Source organism: Streptomyces sp. PR69, assembly GCF_026420845.1.
GTDB lineage: Bacteria > Actinomycetota > Actinomycetes > Streptomycetales > Streptomycetaceae > Streptomyces.
The window spans coordinates 1-2,441 of record NZ_JAOWCB010000074.1; the positions used below are offsets into that span (position 1 = coordinate 1).

At 66.1% G+C, this 2,441-nt stretch carries 1 protein-coding gene; it reads left to right on the forward strand.

What is annotated here, in order from left to right:
* Window positions 1-2,441: methionine synthase (gene metH / locus OF819_RS28915; protein WP_267246613.1), on the forward strand; the 2,441-nt coding region annotated here is incomplete at both ends.

Consider the following 2,441-nt stretch of genomic DNA (forward strand, 5'->3'; position numbering starts at 1 on the left):
GCGTTGGGTTCGCGTGTGGTGGTGGCTGATGGTGCGATGGGCACGATGTTGCAGGCGCAGGAGCCGTCTTTGGAGGATTTCCAGGGGCTTGAGGGCTGTAATGAGATTTTGAATGTGACGCGGCCGGATGTTGTGCGGTCGGTGCATGAGGCGTATTTCGCGGTCGGTGTGGACTGTGTGGAGACGAATACGTTTGGTGCGAATTTCGCGGCGTTGGGTGAGTATGAGATTGCCGGGCGGGTGTGTGAGCTGTCGGAGGCGGGGGCGCGGATTGCCCGGGAGGTTGCGGATGAGTTCACCCTGTCGTCGGGCCGGCAGCGGTGGGTGCTGGGGTCGATGGGGCCGGGGACGAAGCTGCCGACGCTGGGGCATGTTCCGTATGTGACGCTGCGTGATGCGTATCAGGCGAATGCGGAGGGGTTGATCGCCGGGGGTGCGGATGCGCTGCTGGTGGAGACGACGCAGGATCTGCTGCAGACGAAGGCGGCGGTGGTGGGGGCGCGGCGTGCGCTGGAGGCGGCGGGCGGGGTGGGTCTGCCGTTGATCGTGTCGGTGACGGTGGAGACGACCGGGACGATGCTGCTGGGGTCGGAGATCGGGGCGGCGCTGACGGCGTTGGAGCCGTTGGGTGTCGACATGGTCGGGTTGAACTGTGCGACGGGTCCGGCGGAGATGAGTGAGCATCTGCGGTATCTGGCCCGGCATGCGCGTGTGCCGTTGTTGTGTATGCCGAATGCGGGTTTGCCGGTGCTGGGCCGGGAGGGGGCGCATTATCCGCTGACGGCGGGTGAGCTGGCGGATGCGCAGGAGACGTTTGTGCGGGAGTACGGGCTGTCGCTGGTGGGGGGGTGTTGCGGGACGACGCCGGAGCATTTGCGGCAGGTGGTGGAGCGGGTTGCGGGGCTTGTTCCGGGGGTGCGGGAGCCGCGTCCGGAGCCGGGGGCGGCGTCGTTGTATCAGCATGTGCCGTTTCGGCAGGACACCTCGTATCTGGCGATCGGTGAGCGGACGAACGCGAACGGGTCGAGGAAGTTCCGCGAGGCGATGCTTGAGGGCCGGTGGGACGACTGTGTGGAGATGGCCCGGGAGCAGATCCGTGAGGGCGCGCACATGCTGGATCTGTGTGTGGATTATGTGGGCCGGGACGGTGTGGCGGATATGGCGGAGCTGGCGGGGCGGTTTGCCACCGCCTCGACGCTGCCGGTGGTGCTGGACTCCACCGAGGTGGAGGTGATCCGGGCCGGTCTGGAGAAGCTGGGCGGGCGTGCGGTGATCAATTCGGTGAACTATGAGGACGGTGACGGGCCCGGGTCGCGGTTCGCGAGGGTCACCGCGCTGGCCCGGGAGCACGGCGCCGCTCTGATCGCGCTCACCATTGATGAGGAGGGGCAGGCCCGGACGGTTGAGAAGAAGGTGGAGATCGCGGAGCGGCTGATCGCGGATCTGACGGGGAGGTGGGGCATCCTGGAGTCGGACATCCTCATCGACACCCTGACGTTCACGATCTGCACGGGTCAGGAGGAGTCGAGGAAGGACGGCATCGCCACGATCGAGGCGATCCGGGAGCTGAAGCGGCGTCACCCTGAGGTGCAGACCACCCTTGGGCTGTCGAATATTTCCTTTGGTCTGAACCCGGCTGCGCGGATCCTGCTGAATTCGGTGTTCCTGGATGAGTGTGTCAAGGCGGGGCTGGACTCGGCGATTGTGCACGCGTCGAAGATCCTGCCGATCGCGCGGTTCGACGAGGAGCAGGTCGCCGCGGCGCTGGATCTGATCTATGACCGGCGCAGTCAGGGCTATGACCCGCTGCAGAAGCTGATGGCCCTGTTCGAGGGGGCCACGGCGACGTCGCTGAAGGCGGGCAAGGCCGAGGAGCTGGCCGCTCTGCCGCTGGAGGAGCGGCTGAAGCGGCGGATCGTCGACGGGGAGCGGCAGGGTCTGGAGGCGGACCTGGATCAGGCGCTGGCCTCCCGTCCGGCGCTGGACATCGTCAATGACACGCTGCTGGAGGGGATGAAGGTCGTCGGCGAGCTGTTCGGCTCGGGGCAGATGCAGCTGCCGTTCGTGCTGCAGTCGGCCGAGGTGATGAAGAGCGCGGTGGCCTATCTCGAACCCCATATGGAGAAGTCCGCCGATGACGGGGGCAAGGGCACGATCGTGCTGGCCACGGTCCGCGGCGATGTGCATGACATCGGCAAGAACCTCGTCGACATCATCCTGTCGAACAACGGCTACAACGTGGTCAATCTGGGGATCAAGCAGCCGGTGTCCGCGATCCTGGACGCGGCCCGGGAACACCGGGCGGATGTGATCGGGATGTCCGGGCTGCTGGTGAAATCCACAGTGATCATGAAGGAGAACCTGGAAGAGCTCAACCAGCGCAACATGGCCGCCGACTACCCCGTCATCCTCGGCGGCGCGGCCCTGACCCGCGCCTACGT